The sequence below is a fragment of the Pseudomonas sp. genome (assembly GCF_050739655.1).
Classification (GTDB): Bacteria; Pseudomonadota; Gammaproteobacteria; order Pseudomonadales; family Pseudomonadaceae; genus Aquipseudomonas.
The window spans coordinates 20127-40533 of sequence record NZ_JBOIBY010000314.1; the positions used below are offsets into that span (position 1 = coordinate 20127).

Genomic DNA, 20407 nt, shown 5'->3' on the forward strand with positions numbered 1-20407 from the left:
TGACGCGCGCATCCAGACAGCCAGCGTTATCGTTGGCCTCCATCGCGAGCAGGCTCGCTCCCACAACTTTCGGTTGGTTTAGCGAATGCCGGCGCCGGCCAGGGATTCCGACGACCATTGCGCCTTGGAGAGCGGATCGACGTACTTGATGCCGCCGTACGGGCCGACGACACCGTTGATGTTGTACGAGCCGCCCACCAGGTCATAGATCATGAATGGCGTGGAGTCCGGAACCTGCTTGTCGTAGCTCTGGCTCAAGAAGGCGAAGGAACCGCGATAGAGCTGACCACGGGCGTCATATTGGTCCGAAGCCAAAGCGGTCCAGCTGTCTTCGTCGAGGTAGAAGCGACGCTTCTGGTAGATGTGACGGGCGCCAGCCTTGAGGTTGCCTTCGACGACCCACACACGGTGTTTTTCCCAGCGAACGAAGTCCGGTGCCAAATGGTTCGGCGTGGTGATCGACTTAGGATCCTGCACGTAGGTCAGCTTGTAGGTGTTGTAAGGCACGATCATTTCCTGCTTGCCCACGACCTTCCAGTCGTAGCGATCCAGCGCACCGTTGAACACGAACACGTCGTCGTAGGTGCCCGCACCGGCAGTACCTGGGTTAGGCGTGTCGTAGGCCAGGCTTGGTGCCAGTTTCACTCGACGCTGACCTGGCAAGTACTGCCAGGCGCGGCGCGGCTGCTGCAAAGGGTTTGCGGCGTCCTTGAGCATGATTGCCTCACCGGCACGGCGCGCAGGACCGGTGTACGCCAGCTTCATCTGGTAGTACACGTCGGCGCTGCTGATCGGCTGCGAGAGGTTTTCATAGATCGGGTAGGAAATGTTCGCTTGCCCGGTGGTTGCCAGGCTCGCCACGCCAGCCGAGTCGACGTTCCAGGAATCGTACTTGGAGCTGATGCTCACGCCCTGGTAGCGCAGCAGGAAGTTCCACATCGCTTCGTTGCCCGACTGCGGAATCGGGAACGGAATGCCCGGCAGCACGTTGTCGATGGCCAGGCCACCTTCCAGGGACTTGGCGCCGCTAGCGTTCTTCACGCCGTTGTCCAGAATGGCTTGAGGCAGCGAAACGGTACGGTGAGTCGGGTACACGTCGACACGGAAAGTCGGGAAGCGCTTGGCCAGTTCTACCGTGGTCGCCGTGAGCATGCCCTTGTACTGATCGACGTTCTTGCCGTCGATCACCAACAGCGGTTTTTCACTGACAAACGGATCCGGGCGCATGCTGTCGCCGGCCTTGTAGCTGGCTGGCGGCGTGGTCAGGCCACCGTTGTAGGCCGGAATCGAACCATCGGCATTGCCGGCCTTTTCGGCGCCCACCAGGGTCAGGCTGCTGCCCAGTTTGGCAGCTTCCTGGGTTGAAACAGCGGCCTGTGCCTGGGCGGCAAGGACCATGGCCAGCGACGCGGCCAACACGGTTTGTACGAATTTCATATTGTTATTCTCCTGCTTGCATTGAGCAAATCAGTGGTGCATCAAAAAGTTGTTTTCATCGTCAGGTACAGGGCGCCACGGTCCTCAGTCGTTGCACCACCTCCGGAGAAGGACGAATAGCCGCCGGCGTAACAGGCGTAGTTTTCGTTGCCGCTAAAGGCGTTCGGGGTAGAGCCGTCACCGCCTTTCGGGCCGGTACTCACACCACTGTTGTTGCACTTGTCGGTCTGGCCGAAGGAGTCCACGTACTTCAGGTCGACGAAGTATTTGTTGTACACAACGGCACCCAGGCCGACTGCGTAGTTACCGGTGTCTTTGGCACCGCCACCGGAGACCGGCGACACACCATCGAGACCGACGTTGACGGACATCGGCGCGTTGAGGTCAACACCGGGGAACACCTGGTACCAGGTCGGTGTGAAGTTGACCGCCAGGCCCCAGTTATCCCGGGTCGGTGCGTCGATGCCACGGTAGGAATCCTTGCCTTTGTAGAGCGCCTCGTTCTTGCTATCGAGCTTGAGCAAGTTGCTGTAGTACAACTCGGTGAGGATGGTTGCCTGATCGAATACCGGTGTTTTCGGCAGGGTCATCAGGCCGTTGATTGTCCAGTGCAGGGTGTCACCAGTGGCGCTCATGCTGTCGCCGCGGTGTGGGGTGTCATAAACCACGCCGGTGGCAGCGGTACGTGGCGGCAACAGGCCCAGGCCTTGCCCCAGCCCCAAAGGACTGGTCGAGCTGACAATCGCCGGAATACTGGCCAGCGGCATGTTGTGACGGAAGTTCAGGTCCGAACCGACGCTCACCCCACCGACATCCTTGGACAGGCTCAAACCAAAGATCTGAATGTCGTCGCCGTAGGCCATTTGATAGCTTGCGGTGTTCAACGAGTTAAGCGTGTTGACGACCGTGCCCAAGGGTCCCGGTCTGCTTCCATTGGCATTGGCCGCCGAAATCCCGGTGGCCGTCAGGTAGGCCTGAGGCAGAATGTCTGACGTATTGCGGAAGTACACACCGAGGGTGCCGTCCAGCCAGGCTGGCGACCACTTGGCCATGACACCCCAGTCGCCGCTGCTGTGCGGCGTCAGGTCTTTGCCTCGAACAACGTTGGTCAAGCCATTACACGGCGCCAGGCCACACCCCAGAAAAGCAGGGCCAGAAGGACCATTAGTGTTGCCCAACAGGAACGACTGCGCGCCGAAACCGACCAGGTCCGACCCGCCGTAGTAGGTGCCCGCTTCGGGTAGGCGAGCGGCATCCCAGTCGAGAAAGTATTGAGCGCCCACCGTCAGCTCGGGGTTGATGGTGAACGACATCGACAGCTGATTACGCGGGACAAACAGCTCTTTAGCTTCCGTACCCGGTGAGGCTGCCAGTTTTGCCAGGTCGAGACCGGACTGGCCGTAGCTCATCGAGTGCACCGGGTTGAGAATGGTCTCGCCCCAGAACACGTTGTGCTGACCGGCCTTGACGCTGAGCATCGACTCTTCACCGATTTCGGTGCTGTAGAACACGAAGGCGTCGAGGATTTCACCAGACGGCCCGGTGTAGTAGCGCTGGGCATAGTTGCTCAGGTGCGGGCTGCCATTGCCGACGTTGTCACGGGTGACGCCGGCAAAGCCTGGACGTGTGTCGTTCCTGATCAGGCCCGAAACATCGCCGTTCCCGTTGACGAACGGGTTGGAATTGGAACCGGTGTTCTCATAGGCCTTGTCGTACCAGCTGGCGGCGCTGACGCGAAAGCCCATGGCGTTCTTGTAGACCACGTCCATCTCGGTCAACAGGTCGATACGGTTGGTGATGTTGGTACCGGCCTTACGGAAGTTGTAGTCACCGTCGTTGTTGTTCGGTGTACCCAACATGCGCTTGTCGGCGCCTTCGGTGCGCACGCCGTAGTTGTACTTGACGGTGTTGTCGAAGCGCGCGGTCCAGTCCGGGTTGCCCAAATCGAGCTCGGCCGCATGGGCCGTCGGCACCATTGCCGCGAGAATGGCCGAGGCCAGCAGGGTGTAGCGTGAAGCGGTGAACCCGTGACTCTTGATGTTGTGCATTGCGTTGTCTCCGCCTTTTTGTATTTATTTTTTAGCGCAGCCGCCCTCGCGCATTCCTCTCCGGGTCTGCGTTTAAGGTATGAGGGCAAATGCCGGCTGGCGTACTGCCAGTCCAGCTCCTTGTGCTAGCGATCCAGCTCCTGGATGAGTGTTTCAGCTTGTTGCCATTGGCCAAATCCTGCGGCCGGATTGAGGTGGCCGACATCGCCCAGATCGAGCAATTCGGCACCCCAGTTTTCTGCCATGCGAGTCACGGCCGAGAAACTGGCCAAGTGATCGTTGGTGCTGCCGGCCACGATGCTGCGAAACGGCAACGTGCCTTCGGGTAGAGGATCCCAACCATTGCTGCGCAAGGTTTCAGGGGATGGGTAGTTGGCGGGCCAGGTCGCTTCGAGATCCGGTGGTGCGGCCAGCAGCGCGCCCTTGATCGAACCGCTGTAATGAGCCGCCCAGTGCGCGACCATCAAGACGCCGGCGCTGTGGGCGACCAGGATCACCGGCCCGTCGATCTGTTCCAGCTGGTGCTGGATCGCCCGAACGCGGGCCATGCAGTCGAGCTTGTCGGTTTCCAGTGGCGGGACACTGCGTACCTTTTCGAGCTTCGCTTCAAGCAACGTTTGCCAATGTTCGGCAACGTGCTCGCGCAGGCCCGGTACGATCAAAACGGTGGCGGCAGTTTGCAGTTTGTCCACGGTAAACACCTTCGCTATCTCGATGACTCGACTGGCTCTTTCGCCAGATTCTTTTTTTGTTGTGTCGACATTAAAGAGCGGCCACCCATGACGCTTTACATTGGACGTCATGCACTTTTCTTTTGATGACAGATTGTCCGACACTTAATCGCCACTACCGCTGGTCGAAAAACCCCACGGGGTGGCGCAAGCTCACTGTAATCAACGGATGAGACTGGATTGCGCCCCTCGGCAGTGCTGATTTGGCACCTGCAGGTGTGTAATCCATCAACGACAAGACAACTGTTCAACGGCCGAAGCGCTGGATATAGTCGCTACGCTCATGCCATTCACCATCGGCCCAGGGAAGACCTACGCATGTCCAAGCTTGTTCGCGCAGCCGTGTTGACCAACTACCTGGAGGTCACCCAGTACCTGGGATTCAATCCGCGCGATGTATTGGAGGCTGTCGGTTTGAGCAGGGCTCAGTTGCTGGCGCCGGAACATCGCATTTCCATCGACGCCGCCGTGCGTCTGCTGGAAGATTCGGCTACCGCCAGCGGTTGCCAGACCTTCGGCCTGAGCATGGCCGAGTCGCGTCAGCTGTCGGACTTTGGTGTGGTCAGCCTGCTGCTCAGCCATCAGCGCACCTTGCGCGATGCCTTGCAGGTGGTGGTGCATTACCGGCACCTGATGAACGATTCCCTGGCGATCTTCATCGAAGAGGCCGGCAAGATGGTGATCATTCGTGAAGAAGTAGTCACCGAATCGCCGATGCCCAGCCGCCAGGCCACCGAATTGGCACTGGGCGTTATGTTCCGCCTGTGCGCCGCCCTGCTCGGCTCACACTGGCATCCCTACAGCGTCAACTTCATGCACCAGGCGCCAGACAACATGCAGCTGCATCGGCGCCTGTTTGGCTGCAAGCTGGAGTTTGGCAGCGAGTTCAACGGCATCGTCTGCTCCGACGCCAGCCTGGACATGACCAACCCCAATGCCGACCCGGCCATGGCCCGCTACGCCCAGAGCTATCTCGATTCGTTGCAGAGCAACGAAGGCGCCTCGATGCTGTTCGAGGTGCGCAAGGCCATCTACCTGCTGCTGCCCATGGGCCGCGCCACCATCGAGCAAGTCGCCCAGAGCCAGGGCATGAACGTGCGCACCCTGCAACGCCGCCTCAAGGACGACGGCTGCGCCTTCAACGATGTGATCAACGACGTACGCCGCGACCTGGTGCTGCGCTACCTGGACAACCCGAACTACTCCCTCAGCCGCATTGCCGACATGCTCGGTTATTCAATGGCGAGTTCGTTTACCCGCTGGTTCATTTCCCAGTTCGGCATGCCTCCGGCCACTTGGCGGGCGCAGAAGCATGCGGGTGCGAAACCGACCTGATAGCACGGCAAAAAAAAACGGTGACTGCTGGCACAGTCACCGCAAAGAGCGAAATTGGAATGCAATCCCTGTGGGAGCTAGCCTGCTAGCGATTGCGGTGTGTCTGGCACATCGATGCTGGATGTGCTGATGCCATCGCTAGCAGGCTAGCTCCCACAGTTGATTTGGGTGATATCAAACTCTGTGTTCGCAGATGGGTTAGAACCCCCAGCGCAGCAGCAACAGCACCAGCACCACCAGGAACACCGTTTCCCCCACCATCAGCAGGATCGGCTTGATCCCAACCGACGCCAGCTCCTTGAGCCGGGTTTTCATGCCCAATGCGCTGATGGAAATCACCAGGCACCAGCGGGACAATTCGTTGACCGAGCCTTGCACCGCCGGCGCGATCCAGCCGGTGCTGTTGATGCAGGCCAGAATCAGGAAGCCGACGGCAAACCACGGCAACAGCGGAGGGCGCTTGCCGGTCGGATCGGCGCCCTGCATGCGGGTGATCATCGCTGCGGTGACGATCACCGGCAGCAACATCGCAACGCGCATCAGCTTGACCACGGTGGCGGTGTCGCCGGTTTCGGTGGACATGCTGTAACCGGCGCCGACCACCTGGGCCACGTCGTGAATGGTCGCACCGAGGAACACCCCGGCCACCTGTGGCGACAGCGACAGCCAGTTGGCGATCATCGGGTAGACGATCATCGCCATGGTGGACAGCGCCGAAACACCAATCACAGTAAACAAGGTCGCCCGTTCTTTCTGTGGATGGTTTGGCAAGGCCGCCGCCAGTGCCAATGCCGCCGAAGCACCGCAGATCGCTGTCGCGCCACCGGTAAGCATGCCGAACAACCGTTGAAACCCCAGGGCCTTAGCCGCAATCACCGACACACTGATGGTCACCACCACCAGGATCACCACCAGCGCAATCGGCTTCCAGCCCAGCGCCGCCATCTGCTCAAGGGTGATGCGCATGCCCAGCAGCGCCACACCGATACGCAGCACCGTGCGGGAGGTGAACTCGACCCCGGCCTTGCACGGGCCGTCATCGGCCAGGAAGTTCAGCGCCATGCCCAACAGCAAGGCAAACAGCATGACCGGCGCACCGTAGTGCTCAGACAAAAACGACGCGGCGGCCGCCACGATCAGGCTGACGATAAACCCCGGGGCCAGCTCGCGCGTGCGGCTCTGGATACGGGTAAGCGCGATGGCAGTCATGGCGCGGACTCCTCGGTAACGATGACGATAAACGCCTGGTCGTCGATGATCTCGACCGGGTAGTTGGTAACTTTGACCAGCGTGGAATTGAGCATGTAACCGCTGCGCAGGTCGAAACGCAGACCATGGGCGCAGCACTGGATCACCCTTCCATCAAGACGTCCGCCACACAGCGAAGCGCCCTGGTGCGGGCAGCTGTCGTCGATGGCATACAGCTGACCGTCGACGTTGAACAGCGCCAGGCTTTTGTCCTCGAACTCGAACAGAGCACGGCCACCGGCCGGCGGGAATTTGCCCGCCGGTACGGGAATGCGCCGGGTCATGCCGACTGCCGCTCGCGTTCACTTTCCTTGAGTGCTTCGCTCATGGCACCGAGCAGTGCCTGAGCCGGTTGCGCACCGATTACCGTCATGCGGCCGTCGAACTGAAAGCTCGGCACGCCACTGGTGGCATTGGGCGATCCTTCAAACGGCGTGCCGTCGCCCTTCAGGCAATCGAGCACCCCATCTGTATCGACGCCACAGGAGCGGGCAATGTCGAGCAAGGTGTCACGGCACCCCAGGTTTTCGCCTTTGCGGAAATACGCGGCGAACAGTCGCTCGAGCAACATTTCACGCTGAGTGGCATTGCCCAGCTCGCTAACCCGTTCGAACAAACGATGGGCGTCGGCGGTGTTGGGCATCGTCTGGATCTGGCTGAGGTCGAGGGTCAACCCCACCGCCCCTGCAGCCTGCTGTACCTGCGCCTGACGCATGGTCACGGCATCAGCATTGCCCAGGCGCTTGCGGTAGAAGTCGGCGAAGGGTTCACCTTCTACCGGCAAGTGGGTCAACAACTGCACGCCATGCCAAACCGTGGTGATCTGCACATCCGGATTGCGGCTGCGAAATTGCACCTGCGCATGCTCCAGCTGGCGTTTGCCAATCAGGCACCAAGGGCAAATGAAATCGAAATACACATCAACGCTTAAACAACGACTCACAGCTTCACCTCAATCCCGGCTTCGCTGACAGGCTCAGAAACGCTCTGACCCTGAAGACGGGCAATATCTTTGTGGTAGTGACACTTGGCATAGAAAAACACCGCGGCTGCCGCGAGGCTGACCAGTGGCACCAGTTGAAACGCGGCATGCAAACCGATGAGATCGGACACCCGGCCAGTGATGAACGGCCCCGGCGCCAGCCCCAGCATGTTGTTGACCAGGGTCAGCGTGGCGAACGCCGTACCGTGGACCGAGTAGTGGGTCAGGTTGGCGACCATCGCACCGGCAGGGCCAGTGGTACCCGTGGCAATCAGCATGCCCAGGCAGATCAGCAGCAGTTGCACGGGGCCTGCCTGCAAGGCAAAGGCGGCCGACAGCAGCAAGCAGCTACCCAGACAAAAACCGATGGCCAGGGCGACCTTGCGCTCAGGCGAATGCCGGCACAGACGGTCGCTGAGCATGCCGCACAGGATCATCCCCGCACCGCTGCACAGCACGATGATTGCCGCCATGCCGCCGGCCTTGTCGGTAGGCATGTCGTAGTAGCGGTTCAGGTAGCTTGGAATCCACACCATCACCGTGCCGCCGACGAACAGCTGCAAGCCGCTGCCGATGTAGGTGGCTACCACCGAGCGGCTGGACCACAACGTGCTCAGCGGACGCTTGACCGCAGCCGCTGCCTTGTTCGCCACTTGAGCGGCACGTTGCGGAGCGATGCGCGCTTCCTTGACGATGATCGGGTACAGCACCGCCAACAGCAGGCCGAACAGGGACATACCGGCAAACGACCAGCGCCAGCCCAGCTTGGCCGCAATCGCACCGCCCAGGGCCATGCCCAGCACCGAGCCGAACATACCGCCTGCCATGAAGGCACTGGCCAGGGTGGCGCGCATGTGTTTCGGGAACACCGAGATCACCACGGCGATGCCGACGCTGCCATAGGCCGCTTCGCCGACGCCGACCATGAACCGGGCGATGAACATCTGCTGGTAGTCCTGCGCCACTGCGCAACCCAGGGTCGCCAGGCTCCACAACATCGCCATCAGCGCCAGGCTCTTGACCCGGCCGAAGCGGTCAGCCATCAACGACAGTGGGAATGTCAGCAAGCCGACCATCAGGGCAACGATGCCGCTGAGCAGACCGAGCTGGCCGTCAGTCAGCGCCCACTCGGTCTTGAGCAGCGGGAACACCGCGTTCAATACCTGACGCGACATGTAATCGGAAATCAACAAGCCGAACGTCAGGGCAAAGACGATCCAGGCGTACGGACGCGCAACAGCGACGGCACCGTCGTCATCGTCGGCGGCGATCGGGTGAAAGGCCATGCAGCCTCCTCAAAGCTTTGTTTTATTGTTGTTATCAGCGTGTAGCTGGACGGCGAACGAGCGGTCACGGCCGCTCGTTCACTGTGTCGGTCAGCCGCGTTGCGGCACGCCTTTTTGCCCAGCCTTGCGGTTGGGGGCCATGCCGTTGGCCAACAGGGTTTCTTCGATGCTGTTGTACTTCACACCGATGCGATAGATCTCACGGGCTTCTTTGCCGGTGGCGATTTCGCGACCCAATTCGTGGGCGATGCGCACGGTCTGCTTGATCTGATCGACCGAGCCGAAACGATCGCCCTTGTGATCAATAATCGTGTCTTCGTTGCCCACACGCGGGTGCAGACCCATGGCCATGGACATGGTGTTGAACGGCATCACGTTCTTGAGCAGCGACTCGGAAGTCAGCGTGCAACCGTCCGGTGCGCGGTGGATGAAGTTCATGAAGTTGAACGGGTTCGGGCCGTCGAAACCGCCACCGATGCCGATCCAGGTCAGGTTCAGCGGGCCCATGTACACACCACGACGCACCAGGCGTTCAAGGGTTTCCAGGGCGTGCATGCCGGTCAGTTGGAAGTGCGGCTGGATGCCGTTGTCCATCAGGCGCTTGAGGTGTTCCGCCACCCAGGCCGGACCTGCCGGTACGGTCATTTCGCTGTAGGCGGCGTGGATCATCGGGTTGTCCAGGGAAGTGCCCTTGAGGTACTCCGGATACAGCAGCTCCATGATGTTCATCTGGGTGGTGTTGATCGCCACCGTGACCTGGTCCGGTTTTGGCGTCAGCTCGGCCAGCATGTGGCGAGTGTCGTCCGACAGCCACTTGGCCGCTTCACCGTCGCTTTCAGGGGCGAAGGAAATCGAACCGCCCACCTGGATGATCATGTCTGGCACGGCTTCACGCACACCGGCGATCAGCTCGTTGAACTTGGACAGGCGCTTGGAACCCTTGCCGTCCAGTTCACGTACGTGCAGGTGCAGAACCGTGGCGCCGGCTTCATAGCAATCGACTGCCTTCTGTACCTGCTCGTCCATGGTCAGTGGGATGTCTTCCGGGAAATCTTCAGGCATCCACTCCGGGCCGTACGGGGCCACGGTGATAACTACCTTTTCCATGTTTTCCGGGTGCAGGGAATCGTCGAAGAATTGCATGGTTAACTCCAGTTCTTATGATTGTCCCGCCTGCCCGGAGTCGTGTCGGGCAGACGTTTTTGAGTTCGGATGCAGAGGGCGTTCGATCAGAACGTCTTGTCGCCGATGATCCCGGCGCGTTCCATCTTGCGATGGCACGGCGGGTAGTCCATGACGGCGTAATGCTGGGTACTGCGGTTGTCCCAGATGGCGATGCTGTTGGGTTTCCAACGCCAGCGCACTTGGTACTCGGGGATGTACACCTGGCTGACCAGGTAGCGCAGCAGCTCGCTCGCACCAGGGTTGGCGTCCTGGCCGAAACGCACCCGCCCGGGGGTGTGGTAGTTGCTGAAGTGGGTAGTAAAGGCGTTGACGAACAACACCTTCTCGCCGGTTTCCGGATGGGTACGCACCACCGGGTGTTCGGCATCCGGATACATCGCCTTGAGCGCCAGGCGTTTTTCGATCGGCATCGCAGCGCCAAAGCTTGCTTCGATGCTGTGGCGCGCGCGCAGGTCGGCGATCTTGACCTTCACGTCTTCCGGCAGGTTCTCGTAGGCCGCGACCATGTTGGCCCACATGGTGTCGCCGCCCACTGGCGGGCATTCCACGCAGCGCAGCACACAGCCCATCGGTGGCGACTCGCGCCAGGTGGCGTCGGTGTGCCAGGCGTTCTCGTAGCGGTCCATCGGCTGGTCCGGGTTCTTGTAGATCCGAACCAGGCCCGGGTGATCCGGATCGCTGCCGGCCACCGGGTGATCTTCCAGCTCGCCGAAGCGACGGGCGAAGGCCACGTGCTCGGCGCGGGTGATGTCCTGGTCACGCAGGAACACCACGCGATGCTTGAGCAATTGGGCTCGAATCTCGGCGAACAAGCCGTCATCGTGCACGGCGTCGGCGAGATTGACGCCGACCAACTCGGCGCCAATGCTGCAGGTCAACTGTTCGACTTTCATGGCTGACCGCTCCTTAAATGACGAAAATCGACGAACCGGTGGTCTTGCGCGATTCAAGGTCGCGATGGGCCTGCACCGCGTCCTGCAAGGCGTAGTGCTGGTTGATCTCGATCTTGATCCGGCCGCTGCCGACATGGTCGAACAACTCGCCGGCCAGGGCGGCTTTTTCCGCCGGGTCGCTGATGTAGTTGGCCAGGGCCGGGCGGGTCAGGTACAGCGAACCTTTCATCGCCAGCATTACCGGGTCGAACGCCGGGATCGGGCCGGACGCGGTACCCACGCAGACCATCAGGCCACGGGGTTTCAACGAATCCAGCGAACCCATGAAAGTGTTTTTGCCAACGCTGTCGAACACCACGTTGACGCCCACACCGTCGGTCAGTTCGCGAACGCGAGCTGCAACGTCTTCATGGCTGTAATTGATCGTATGGTCGCAACCGTGAGCCTTGGCGATTTCCGCCTTTTGCTCGGTCGACACGGTGCCGATCACGTTCAGGCCCAGCAGCTTGGCCCACTGGGAAACGATCAGGCCGACGCCACCGGCAGCGGCATGCAGCAAGATGCTGTCGCCTTCCTTGAAGTCGTAGATGCGACGCATCAGGTACGAAGACGTCAGGCCGCGCATGGTCATGGCTGCAGCGGTTTCGAAGCTGATGGTTTCTGGCAACTTGATCAGCGGCGCGGCGGCGATCAGGCGCTCGGTGCTGTAGGCGCCGAGGGTATTGAGGAAACCGGTGTAGGTGACGCGATCACCCACTTGAACGTTAGTCACGCCTTCGCCGATGGCCTGGACCACGCCAGAGGCTTCGACACCCATGCCGTTAGGCATTGGAATCGGGTAGGTGCCGTTGCGGAAGTAGGTATCGGCATAGTTCAAGCCGACCGCCACATGGCGAAGACGTACCTGGCCTGGACCGGGTTCGCCGACGTCGACGTCCTCATAACGTAGAACCTCGGGACCACCGGTTTCGTAAAAGCGTACGGCTTTGGCCATTTTTCTTATTCTCCAATCTGCAATGGGGGCGTGTTGCATTGAATTGCGTGATTGGACTGTAGGACGAGGCCCTTTGAGACGCTTCTCATCAGACGACAATGGCTTTTCATTTGGTGACAGGTGGCGCGGCGTCCTCTTTTGGCTGTTGGGCTTTATCGTCAGTGGCAGGTGCTGCGGGGTTGGTAAATCCGGCCTTGGCATTCTCGGCCTTGGTCTTGTGGATATCGCAGCCCTGCAACTCGCTGACCTGGGTGCAGCCAGACTTTTCGAGCTGCTTGCGGTACTTGTCGTTGATCGCATGGGCCGGGGACTGGGCGAGCAGCAAAATGGCCAGTGTTGGCAGGATGATTTTGTTCATGGTTCCCTCTCGTCGGTTGAACACCACGTTGCGCATGGCTGCTGCACTTTAGCCTGCGCCAATGCCACCTGCGTTATCATCGCCCGCCTCTGTGCCTTCAAGAGCCTTGACCTGGATGTCCACAACACAGCCGCTGTCTGACGATCACGTTCCCTTGCCAGCGGTCTTGGCCGGCCCGCTGCTGCGGCGTCTGGAGCCCACGCGTCTGGTGCTGTGGCTGGTAGGTTCGCGGGAACTGGATCTGACGTTGCGCTTGCAGGGTGTTGCCGACATTCGTCTCGACAGCGGGCAATGCACGGTCATTGCGGTGGGCACCCATGCCTTCGTGCATTTGATCGATGTGTCGCTGGACACGGCCCTGCCCTGCGATGAGCTGATCGAATATGACCTGCTGATTGACGGTACTGAAGCTGGCATCGCCGACTGGGCACCGCATTTGCTGTATGGCGACGCCCGAGGTCCAAACTTCGTTCTGCGCTCCCGGGTCGACCAATTGCTGCACGGTTCCTGCCGCAAGCCTCATCATCCGGCGACGGACGGTTTGCTGTGTGTCGATAGCCTGCTGGCGCAGGAGCATGAAGCGAAAGATCGCCCGGCGTTGCTGATGATGAGCGGCGACCAAGTCTATGCCGACGATGTCGCAGGCCCCATGTTGCGCGCAATTCATGCCCTGATCGAGCGGTTGGGATTGTTCGGCGAGCACCTGGAAGGCGCCATCGTCAGCGACAGCGCCGAGCTCTACGGTCACGCCGCTTGTTATTACCACCGCGCGGACTTGCTTCCGGCGCTACAGAGCAACGAAACCCTGCGTGATCGCTTCTTTGGCGGCGCGCGCAAGCCGATTTTCACCAGCAGTAGTGCCGATAATCACCTGGTGACCTTCGCCGAAGTCATGGCCATGTACTTGCTGGTGTGGTCGCCGACGCCCTGGACCTTGATCGCGCCAAAACCGCCGAAGCTGATCAAGGAACGACGCGAGCGCTATGCCCTGGAGCAGACGCGCATCGACGCGTTCAAGGCTGGTCTGGGCCAAGTCGCCCGGGCATTGGCGCATATACCGACGCTGATGATTTTCGATGATCACGACATTACCGATGACTGGAATCTCTCCGCGCAATGGGAGGAAACCGCCTACGGTCATCCGTTCTCCAAACGCATCATCGGCAACGCGCTGATCGCCTACCTGCTGTGCCAGGGCTGGGGCAACAATCCGGACGCCTTTGGCGGCGTGCTGGAAAAGGCCCGTTCGTTCAGTGCCACCGGGCACGACCAATATCTGGACAGTGATGTCCAGGACGGGTTGATCGATGACCTGCTGAAATTTCAGCATTGGCACTACGTACTGCCCACCACGCCAGCCATGGTCGTACTTGACACCCGCACCCGGCGCTGGCGCAGCGAGATGAACCTCAAGCAACCCTCGGGCCTGCTGGACTGGGAAGCCCTTTGCGAGCTGCAACAGGAATTGCTCGACCACCCGAGCGCGATCATCGTTTCTCCGGCGCCGGTGTTCGGCGTCAAGCTGATCGAAACCGTACAGCGGGTGTTCAGCTGGTTCGGTTATCCCCTGCTGGTGGACGCGGAAAACTGGATGGCCCATCGCGGCGCTGCGCAGGTGATCCTGAATATTTTCCGACACTCGCGTACGCCGGGTAACTACGTGGTGTTGTCCGGCGATGTGCATTACTCGTTCGTCTACGAAGTGCTGATCCGCCACCGCAAGGCCGGGCCACGCATCTGGCAGATCACCAGCAGCGGCATCAAGAACGAATTCCCGCCAGCGCTGCTGGAATGGTTCGACCGTCTCAACCGCTGGCTGTACTCGCCCCGCTCGCCCCTGAACTGGCTGACCAAACGCCGACGCATGCGCATCGTGCCGCACATTCCCGAACACGCTGAAGCGGGTGAGCGCTTGTGGAATTCGGCGGGAATCGGCCAGGTGTTCTTCAATGAACAGGGACAGCCGCGGGATATCTACCAGCACAACTCCAACGGCTCGCCCAAGACTCGGATGGTGGCGCCAGTAGGCGATGATTAAGGTAGAGCCGACACCACAAAAAAACTGTGGGAGCTAGCCTGCTAGCGATAGGGCCTTCACCTTCAAAGAAGATGCCGAATGTGCCGCCGTCATCGCTAGCAGGCTAGCTCCCACAATTGATCGGTGTCGCTCATGAACCTCACCCGAACCCTGATCATCGGCAACTCCGGCTCAGGCAAGAGCTGGCTGGCGCAACGGCTCGCTGCGCAACTACGTGTGCCCTGCACCGACCTCGACCCCATTCACTGGCTATCCGACGAACACAGCATCCCCCGCCCCCGCGCGCAAGCGTTGGGACTGGCACGGATCGCGGCCGATGAACCACGCTGGGTGATCGAAGGTGTTTACGGCTGGATCATCAGCGAACTGTTACACCGGGCGACCGCGCTGATCTGGCTGAGCGTCGTAGACGACGATTGCGTCGCCAATATCCGCCAACGGGAAACAACCGATGACGAACGATTGATTGCCCTGCTGCAGTGGGCGGGCAGCTATCGCCAGCGGGAGGATTCCAGCGGGTTTGCGACGCATCAGCGGTTGTTTGAGGGGTTTTGCGAGACGAAATTTCAGCTCGCTGATCGAGCTGAAATTTCGAACTTCATCAGCACACTGCAAAATATCTAATGACTCTTCTTCGCACCCTTCCAGATCGGACCGGGACTACACCACTTACGGAAACCTCCTTTGGAAAACCACTGAATACTGAGCGCCCACCAAAAGCGGAAATGAATATGCGAACCATCCAGCGCTCATCAAATCGCTACAGGAAAAAAGCATTCACTCTGGTCGAACCCGAAGCTCCAGATGAAACCGCCTATCTTTTAAGCTCCAAAGCCAATGCTGAACGGTTACTAAAATCGATCAAGCGCCTGCGTAAATCATCCGGCTAAGTTCCCTATCAATCATCTCCGCGTCCCGCTCATCAATGGTCAACGGCGACGCCGGCTTCCACAAATTTGTGATGTAGCCAATCTCGTCAAGCATCCACACCCCTGTGGGAGCTGGCTTGCCAGCGATAGCGCTCTCACATTCACCACCGGCATCGCCAGCAAGCCGGCTCCTACAGAATGGCGTTGTACCCATTCTCACCAAACATGTATCAGGCTATTTTCAGTACCCGACCAATCCCCCTCACAATCATCTCCACCTCCCGACCATCAATCGTCAACGGCGGCAACAAACGAATGACCTGCCCCCTTGTCACATTGATCAGCAAGCCATGATCCCGCGCAGCGATCAGGCTCAGGTCGCGGATCGGTTGTTTGAGTTCGATGCCGATCATCAGGCCCTGCCCGCGTATCGCCAATACGTTGGGATTCCCCGCCAACTCCATGCGCAGTCTTTCCAGCAGGCGTTCGCCTTGGAGTTGGGCGTTTTCCCGCAGTTGCTGTTCTTCGATGATGTCCAGCACGGTACACCCGACCCGACAGGCCAGTGGATTGCCACCGAAAGTGCTGCCGTGGCTGCCGGGGGTGAACAACTCGGCCGCTTTGCCACGGGCCAGGCAGGCACCGATGGGCACGCCGTTGCCCAGGCCTTTGGCCAACGTCATGACATCGGGGACGATGCCCTCGTGCTGGAAGGCGAACCACTGGCCGGTGCGGCCGATGCCGGTCTGGATTTCGTCGAGCATCAGCAGCCATGAACGCCGGTCGCACAGTTCACGCAGCGCCTTGAGATAACCGGGCGGCGCCAGTTGCACCCCGCTCTCACCCTGAATCGGCTCCATCAGGATCGCCACGATGCGCGAGCCATGGGCATGCTGCACCTCGTCCAGAGCCTTGAGATCGCCAAAAGGTACCTTGATGAAATCCCCCGGCAATTTATTGAAACCCAGGCGCACAGCCGGGCCATCGCTGGCGGACAAGGTGCCAAGGGTGCGACCGTGAAAAGCGTTCTCCATGACAACCACCAAGGGTTGCTCGATGCCTTTGCGCCACCCGTGTAGCCGAGCGATTTTCAGTGCCGTTTCGTTGGCTTCAGCCCCAGAGTTGTTGAAGAACGCCCGGTCCATGTCCGCCAACCGCGTCAACTTCTGCGCCAGCCGCTGCTGCCAGTCAATGCTGTAGAGATTGGAGGTGTGCAGCAGCAAACCAGCCTGCTCAGTGATGGCCGCAACGATCTTGGGATGGGAATGGCCGACGTTGGTCACCGCCACGCCGGCCACTGCATCCAGGTACTCACGACCCGCCTGATCCCACAGGCGCGTACCCAGGCCCTTTTCAAAGCTCAAGGCCAGCGGTTGGTAAGTGCTCATCAGGCAGGTGGCGGTCATGACATCAAGCTCCATCAATGGTCGGTGTTTTTGCAGTATGGTTAGCCACTTGAGCTGGATAAACGCTGCAATACTTCAATCATTTTAAAGTCAGGCTTGATAATGGATTTGTTCCAGGCAATGAGCGTTTACGTGAAAGTGGTGGAGGCCGGCAGCATGACGGCCGCCGCGTTGGAGTGCGCAATGTCCACGACCATGGTCGGCAATCATCTCAAGGCACTGGAGCAACGCCTGGGGGTACGTCTGCTTCACCGCACGACACGACGCCAGCGCCTGACTGAATTTGGTAGCGCGTATTACCAACGCTGCCTGGAAGTGCTGGGACTGGTGGCCGACTCCGAGCGCCTGGCTGAGCAGGCCGTGGACGAACCGAGCGGGACCTTGCGCATCACCGCTCCCCTGACCTTCGGCACCGAGCGCCTGGCGCCGGCATTGAGTGAATTCAGCCTGCAAAACCCGCGAGTGAAACTCGACGTGGTCCTGACCAACCGTCGCCCGGATCTGCTGGAAAATGGTCTGGATGTAGCCTTTCGCCTCGGCGCACTGGAACCCTCCAACCTGATTGCCCGCCCACTGATCGACTACACCCTGACCATGTGCGCCTCACCGCAGTACCTGGCCCGTCGGGGCACGCCACAGACACCTGAAGACCTGCGCCACCACGACTGCCTGTCCTTTGCCTATCCGGCCGGGGATGACTGGCAATCGGTGCAAAAGGAATGGCGTCTGGCCGGGCCTGATGGCGAAGTCAGCGTGGGGGTCAGCGGGCCGATGCTGATCAACAGTTCGGCCGGGTTGCATCAAGCGGCGCTGACCGGCATGGGCATCGTGATGATGCCCGACGCGCTGGTCGAACAGGATCTGCAGGAAGGAAAGTTATTGGCGTTGATGCCCGATTACTGCCCGCCCAGCCGACCGATGCATCTTGTATACGCCCAGGACCGCCACCGCTTGCCCAAATTGCGTCGTTTCGTCGACTTCGCCGTGCAGTTGTGGGGCAAGCACTAGCAGGCCGAATACGCCATGCACTAATCTCCCGGCTGACAGGTCACATTTCGATATCGCGGCGCCAGGGAGAGCACAGATGAGTGAGGCATCGAACATCGAGCCGTTGAAGTTCAACGTGTCAGACTTGAATGACGACAAGCTGCACACCATCCTGGAACTGGTCAGTGATGGCATCTGGGACTGGAACGCCAACACCGGCTTCGTCTACCGCACGGCGCGGTGGTATGAAATGCTCGGCTATACCCCTCACTCTCTCGATAACAGCGTACTGACCTGGGAAAACGTCATCCACCCCGATGATTACCCACGGGTCATGGCCCTGTTCGACGACTATCTGAGCCAGCGCGCTCCCGGCTATCAGGCCGAGTATCGTTGCCGTATGCACGATGGCAGCTACCTGTGGATCGAGGACCGCGGCCACATCCTGGCGCGCAATGCCGACGGCTCTGTGGCGCGGATGATTGGCGCGCATCGCAGCATCGAAGACAAGCGGCGCCTGTTCGAAGAGCTCGAACGACGCAATCACTCCCTGGAAGCGCTTATCGAAGAGCGCACTCAGGAACTGTCACGGGTCAATCAGCAGTTGCAGCTGCAACTGGAAGAAAACCGCAAACTGGCACAAACCGACGCGCTGACATCCATTGCCAATCGCTATCGCCTGGATCAGGTGCTACCCCTGGCCTGCGAGCGAGCCCAGCGCTTTCGCGAGCCGCTGTCGGTGATCGCCATGGACATCGACGATTTCAAGACCATCAACGATCACTACGGCCACGCCTTGGGCGATGCCGCGTTGGTGCAGGTGGTCGAGAACGTCAAACGCTTCGTACGCGAAGGCGACCTGCTGGCCCGTTGGGGTGGCGACGAATTCATCATGACGCTGCCCAACACGTCATTGGCCGCTGCCCGAACCATCGCCGAACAAATCCGCCATGGCCTTGCGGATTTGCTGCCCGTGGGGGACTTCCAGGTGACCATGAGTTTCGGCGTGGTCCAGCGCTTTGACGAAGAACAACAGACCGGTTTGATGGCTCGCGCCGATCAGGCGCTGTACCGCTCTAAAATCGCCGGCAAGAATGTGATCTGCGGATAACGCCCTACATCCCCGCCTTCACCAGCACCGGTTTTTCCTGATAGCGATCCGGGTACAGCTGCTTGAGCTGCGCCACTTTCGGCAGGTCGTTGATCACGATGTACGGATAGGTCGGATGCTCGGTCAGAAAGTCCTGATGTTCTTCCTCTGCCGGGTAGAAACCGTTGTAGGTTTCCAGCTTGGTCACAATCGGTTTACTGAACGATTTGGCAGCGTCGAGTTGAGTGATGTAGGCCTGCGCGACCCGTTGCTGTTCGGCATTTTTGGTGAAAATGACCGAGCGATACTGAGTACCGGTGTCCGGGCCTTGGCGATTGAGTTCGGTGGGGTTGTGCGCCACTGAAAAGTAGATTTGCAGCAAGGCGCCGTAGCTGACCTGGCTTGGGTCGTACGTCACTTCCACGGACTCCGCATGGCCCGTATTGCCATTGCTGACGCGCTCGTACTGCGCCGTATTGGCCGCGCCACCGGCATAGCCGGACACCGCATTTTTCACGCCTTTGACATGCTGGAACACCCCTTGAACGCCCCAGAAGCAACCGCCTGCGAAGACTGCGGTTTCGCTGTGGGCCTGGGTGGTTTCATCGAGGGTCGGAGGCGGAATGATGACCGCCTCTTCAGCACCGCCGAAGGAGAATGCCGAGCACTGGCTGATGACGCCGGCAGCCACCAGCCCCATCAACGTACGCCGCCATGTGAACAAGGTTTTCATGAAGTGAATTCCTGAATGATTGAGGGGAATCAAAAATGAGTGCCGGCGATCAAGCAGTCTTGGGCTCGAACTTCATCGACAGGCCATTCATGCAGTAGCGCAGGCCGGTCGGCTTGGGGCCGTCATCGAAGACATGGCCCAGATGCCCGCCACAACGCCGGCAGTGCACCTCTTCGCGGACCATGCCGAATGTGCGGTCCTGGCGGGTGGCCACGGCCTTGTCCAGCGGCGCCCAGAAACTCGGCCATCCGGTACGACTGTCGAACTTGGTCGCCGAAGAAAACAACGGCAAATCGCACCCGGCGCAGGCGAACGTGCCGTCACGGTGCTCGTTGTTCAGCGGGCTGCTGTAGGCGCGCTCCGTGCCTTCTTCGCGCAGGATTTCGTACTGCTCGTTGCTCAGGATGGTTCGCCATTCGCTATCACTGTGGGTCACTTCGAATGCCTCCTCTGCGCTGGCATCACTGATCAGCGCCGCACCTGTGGAAAACTTCGGCAACAGACCGATCGCCAGGGCTGCAACCCCCAACCCACCGCCCGCTACAAGAAATTGCCGTCGTGAAAACATGTTCGTCTCCGAAAAATCCAGGGGCCTTTCATGGAGCACAGCCTAGGCTTGGGGTGATCGCCAAATCCTCACGGGAAGTTAAACAATTCGTGATAACTCAGGCCGTGAAAAACCCGCACAATGCATAACGCCGATGTTGAACACTGCTATTCCTGTGGGAGCGGGCTTGCTCGCGAAGGCGTAGTGTCAGTCGATGGTGATACTGGCTGAGCTGACGCT

The 20407-nt window shown here is 60.0% G+C and carries 20 protein-coding genes; 6 read left to right on the plus strand and 14 right to left on the minus strand.

Features of this window, described 5'->3' with window-relative positions:
• Positions 1–78: 78 nt before the first annotated feature.
• The 3 genes from ACRESJ_RS15325 to ACRESJ_RS15335 form a co-directional block, all read right to left on the minus strand.
• Complete coding sequence (locus ACRESJ_RS15325) at positions 79–1437, minus strand: DUF1329 domain-containing protein (RefSeq protein WP_431758653.1); 1359 nt, start codon at positions 1435–1437, stop codon at positions 79–81.
• A 41-nt stretch (positions 1438–1478) separates the two neighbouring features.
• A complete protein-coding gene (locus ACRESJ_RS15330) occupies positions 1479–3485 on the minus strand; it encodes a DUF1302 domain-containing protein (RefSeq protein ID WP_431758654.1) in 2007 nt (668 codons plus the stop codon).
• 125 nt (positions 3486–3610) lie between these two features.
• Positions 3611–4177 carry an RBBP9/YdeN family alpha/beta hydrolase gene (locus ACRESJ_RS15335; protein WP_431758655.1) on the minus strand — a complete coding sequence of 189 codons (567 nt, stop codon included), beginning with the start codon at positions 4175–4177 and terminating at the stop codon, positions 3611–3613.
• Between the two features lie 357 nt (positions 4178–4534).
• Here ACRESJ_RS15335 and ACRESJ_RS15340 point away from each other — a divergent pair, with 357 nt between their 5' ends.
• The gene (locus ACRESJ_RS15340; protein ID WP_431758656.1) at positions 4535–5551 is read left to right on the plus strand and encodes an AraC family transcriptional regulator; all 1017 of its coding nucleotides are present in this window, start codon (positions 4535–4537) and stop codon (positions 5549–5551) included.
• A gap of 198 nt (positions 5552–5749) precedes the next feature.
• Here the strand turns inward: ACRESJ_RS15340 and ACRESJ_RS15345 are convergent, their stop codons facing one another.
• The 8 genes from ACRESJ_RS15345 to ACRESJ_RS15380 form a co-directional block, all read right to left on the minus strand.
• On the minus strand, positions 5750–6760 hold the full coding sequence (locus tag ACRESJ_RS15345) for a YeiH family protein (RefSeq protein WP_431758657.1): 1011 nt from the start codon (positions 6758–6760) through the stop codon (positions 5750–5752).
• A complete protein-coding gene (locus ACRESJ_RS15350; protein WP_431758658.1) occupies positions 6757–7083 on the minus strand; it encodes a Rieske (2Fe-2S) protein in 327 nt (108 codons plus the stop codon). The genes ACRESJ_RS15345 and ACRESJ_RS15350 overlap by 4 nt, the downstream gene beginning before the upstream one ends.
• On the minus strand, positions 7080–7742 hold the full coding sequence (locus tag ACRESJ_RS15355) for a DsbA family oxidoreductase (protein WP_431758659.1): 663 nt from the start codon (positions 7740–7742) through the stop codon (positions 7080–7082). The genes ACRESJ_RS15350 and ACRESJ_RS15355 overlap by 4 nt, the downstream gene beginning before the upstream one ends.
• On the minus strand, positions 7739–9067 hold the full coding sequence (locus ACRESJ_RS15360) for an MFS transporter (protein ID WP_431758660.1): 1329 nt from the start codon (positions 9065–9067) through the stop codon (positions 7739–7741). The genes ACRESJ_RS15355 and ACRESJ_RS15360 overlap by 4 nt, the downstream gene beginning before the upstream one ends.
• A 90-nt stretch (positions 9068–9157) precedes the next feature.
• Complete coding sequence (locus ACRESJ_RS15365) at positions 9158–10210, minus strand: 3-keto-5-aminohexanoate cleavage protein (RefSeq protein ID WP_431758661.1); 1053 nt, start codon at positions 10208–10210, stop codon at positions 9158–9160.
• Positions 10211–10296: 86 nt separating this feature from the next.
• A complete protein-coding gene (locus ACRESJ_RS15370; RefSeq protein ID WP_431758662.1) occupies positions 10297–11145 on the minus strand; it encodes a TauD/TfdA dioxygenase family protein in 849 nt (282 codons plus the stop codon).
• Between the two features lie 13 nt (positions 11146–11158).
• Positions 11159–12139, minus strand: a complete 981-nt coding sequence (locus ACRESJ_RS15375) for a quinone oxidoreductase family protein (protein ID WP_431758663.1) — start codon at positions 12137–12139, stop codon at positions 11159–11161.
• 106 nt (positions 12140–12245) lie between these two features.
• Positions 12246–12497 (minus strand): hypothetical protein, encoded by a 252-nt coding sequence (locus ACRESJ_RS15380; RefSeq protein WP_431758664.1) that lies wholly within the window; start codon positions 12495–12497, stop codon positions 12246–12248.
• 115 nt (positions 12498–12612) lie between these two features.
• Here ACRESJ_RS15380 and ACRESJ_RS15385 point away from each other — a divergent pair, with 115 nt between their 5' ends.
• The 3 genes from ACRESJ_RS15385 (at position 12613) to ACRESJ_RS15395 (ending at position 15425) form a co-directional block, all read left to right on the plus strand.
• Positions 12613–14535 (plus strand): alkaline phosphatase D family protein, encoded by a 1923-nt coding sequence (locus ACRESJ_RS15385; protein WP_431758665.1) that lies wholly within the window; start codon positions 12613–12615, stop codon positions 14533–14535.
• Between the two features lie 132 nt (positions 14536–14667).
• On the plus strand, positions 14668–15159 hold the full coding sequence (locus ACRESJ_RS15390; RefSeq protein ID WP_431758666.1) for an adenylate kinase: 492 nt from the start codon (positions 14668–14670) through the stop codon (positions 15157–15159).
• 107 nt (positions 15160–15266) lie between these two features.
• Positions 15267–15425 carry a hypothetical protein gene (locus ACRESJ_RS15395; protein WP_431758667.1) on the plus strand — a complete coding sequence of 53 codons (159 nt, stop codon included), beginning with the start codon at positions 15267–15269 and terminating at the stop codon, positions 15423–15425.
• Between the two features lie 209 nt (positions 15426–15634).
• On the opposite strand, the gene ACRESJ_RS15400 is transcribed toward ACRESJ_RS15395, so the two are convergent.
• Entirely contained in the window at positions 15635–16810 is a 1176-nt protein-coding gene (locus ACRESJ_RS15400) for an aspartate aminotransferase family protein (protein WP_431758668.1), read from the minus strand.
• Between the two features lie 102 nt (positions 16811–16912).
• Here ACRESJ_RS15400 and ACRESJ_RS15405 point away from each other — a divergent pair, with 102 nt between their 5' ends.
• Positions 16913–17818 carry a LysR family transcriptional regulator gene (locus tag ACRESJ_RS15405; protein WP_431758669.1) on the plus strand — a complete coding sequence of 302 codons (906 nt, stop codon included), beginning with the start codon at positions 16913–16915 and terminating at the stop codon, positions 17816–17818.
• A gap of 76 nt (positions 17819–17894) precedes the next feature.
• Positions 17895–18908: a sensor domain-containing diguanylate cyclase gene (locus ACRESJ_RS15410; protein ID WP_431758670.1), complete on the plus strand. Its 1014-nt coding sequence runs from the start codon at positions 17895–17897 to the stop codon at positions 18906–18908.
• Positions 18909–18912: 4 nt separating this feature from the next.
• On the opposite strand, the gene msrA is transcribed toward ACRESJ_RS15410, so the two are convergent.
• The gene (gene msrA, locus ACRESJ_RS15415; protein ID WP_431758671.1) at positions 18913–19620 is read right to left on the minus strand and encodes a peptide-methionine (S)-S-oxide reductase MsrA; all 708 of its coding nucleotides are present in this window, start codon (positions 19618–19620) and stop codon (positions 18913–18915) included.
• Between the two features lie 49 nt (positions 19621–19669).
• Positions 19670–20188, minus strand: coding sequence for a peptide-methionine (R)-S-oxide reductase MsrB (msrB, locus tag ACRESJ_RS15420; RefSeq protein WP_431758672.1), 519 nt, complete (start codon positions 20186–20188; stop codon positions 19670–19672).
• Positions 20189–20407 lie beyond the last annotated feature (219 nt).

Bases quoted from the DNA above. Each gene is read 5' to 3' on its own strand.
- ACRESJ_RS15395 (WP_431758667.1), top strand. From the start codon at position 15,267: ATGCGAACCATCCAGCGCTCATCAAATCGCTACAGGAAAAAAGCATTC.
- ACRESJ_RS15390 (WP_431758666.1), top strand. From the start codon at position 14,668: ATGAACCTCACCCGAACCCTGATCATCGGCAACTCCGGCTCAGGCAAG.
- msrA (WP_431758671.1), bottom strand. From the start codon at position 19,620: ATGAAAACCTTGTTCACATGGCGGCGTACGTTGATGGGGCTGGTGGCT.
- ACRESJ_RS15350 (WP_431758658.1), bottom strand. From the start codon at position 7,083: ATGACCCGGCGCATTCCCGTACCGGCGGGCAAATTCCCGCCGGCCGGT.
- ACRESJ_RS15405 (WP_431758669.1), top strand. From the start codon at position 16,913: ATGGATTTGTTCCAGGCAATGAGCGTTTACGTGAAAGTGGTGGAGGCC.
- ACRESJ_RS15360 (WP_431758660.1), bottom strand. From the start codon at position 9,067: ATGGCCTTTCACCCGATCGCCGCCGACGATGACGACGGTGCCGTCGCT.
- ACRESJ_RS15365 (WP_431758661.1), bottom strand. From the start codon at position 10,210: ATGCAATTCTTCGACGATTCCCTGCACCCGGAAAACATGGAAAAGGTA.
- ACRESJ_RS15385 (WP_431758665.1), top strand. From the start codon at position 12,613: ATGTCCACAACACAGCCGCTGTCTGACGATCACGTTCCCTTGCCAGCG.
- ACRESJ_RS15340 (WP_431758656.1), top strand. From the start codon at position 4,535: ATGTCCAAGCTTGTTCGCGCAGCCGTGTTGACCAACTACCTGGAGGTC.
- ACRESJ_RS15380 (WP_431758664.1), bottom strand. From the start codon at position 12,497: ATGAACAAAATCATCCTGCCAACACTGGCCATTTTGCTGCTCGCCCAG.
- ACRESJ_RS15375 (WP_431758663.1), bottom strand. From the start codon at position 12,139: ATGGCCAAAGCCGTACGCTTTTACGAAACCGGTGGTCCCGAGGTTCTA.
- msrB (WP_431758672.1), bottom strand. From the start codon at position 20,188: ATGTTTTCACGACGGCAATTTCTTGTAGCGGGCGGTGGGTTGGGGGTT.
- ACRESJ_RS15370 (WP_431758662.1), bottom strand. From the start codon at position 11,145: ATGAAAGTCGAACAGTTGACCTGCAGCATTGGCGCCGAGTTGGTCGGC.
- ACRESJ_RS15325 (WP_431758653.1), bottom strand. From the start codon at position 1,437: ATGAAATTCGTACAAACCGTGTTGGCCGCGTCGCTGGCCATGGTCCTT.
- ACRESJ_RS15410 (WP_431758670.1), top strand. From the start codon at position 17,895: ATGAGTGAGGCATCGAACATCGAGCCGTTGAAGTTCAACGTGTCAGAC.
- ACRESJ_RS15400 (WP_431758668.1), bottom strand. From the start codon at position 16,810: ATGACCGCCACCTGCCTGATGAGCACTTACCAACCGCTGGCCTTGAGC.
- ACRESJ_RS15345 (WP_431758657.1), bottom strand. From the start codon at position 6,760: ATGACTGCCATCGCGCTTACCCGTATCCAGAGCCGCACGCGCGAGCTG.
- ACRESJ_RS15330 (WP_431758654.1), bottom strand. From the start codon at position 3,485: ATGCACAACATCAAGAGTCACGGGTTCACCGCTTCACGCTACACCCTG.